This window comes from Streptomyces griseus subsp. griseus (genome assembly GCF_000720255.1).
GTDB lineage: Bacteria > Actinomycetota > Actinomycetes > Streptomycetales > Streptomycetaceae > Streptomyces > Streptomyces griseus_I.
This window is the reverse complement of record NZ_JOJE01000218.1, coordinates 1-275: the sequence shown is the minus strand read 5'-3', so window position 1 is coordinate 275 and position 275 is coordinate 1. Positions and strand designations below refer to the sequence as shown.

At 66.9% G+C, this 275-nt stretch carries 1 protein-coding gene; it reads left to right on the top strand.

Features of this window, described 5'->3' with window-relative positions:
• Window positions 1-275, top strand: a 275-nt coding sequence (locus IG99_RS43860; RefSeq protein WP_037684652.1) for an alpha-amylase family glycosyl hydrolase, incomplete at both ends; no start/stop codon positions are given.

The window sequence follows — 275 nt, the reverse complement described above, 5'->3', positions numbered from 1 at the left end:
GTCAACGAGCCCGTCCCGGACACCTTCGAGGACACACCGGCCAAGGACCGGGACCCGGACTGGTTCAAGCGAGCCGTCTTCTACGAGGTCCTGGTCCGCTCCTTCCAGGACAGCAACGGCGACGGCATCGGCGACCTCAAGGGCCTGACCGCCAAGCTCGACTACCTCCAGTGGCTCGGTGTCGACTGCCTCTGGCTGCCGCCCTTCTTCAAGTCTCCGCTGCGCGACGGCGGCTACGACGTCTCCGACTACACCGCCGTCCTGCCCGAGTTCGG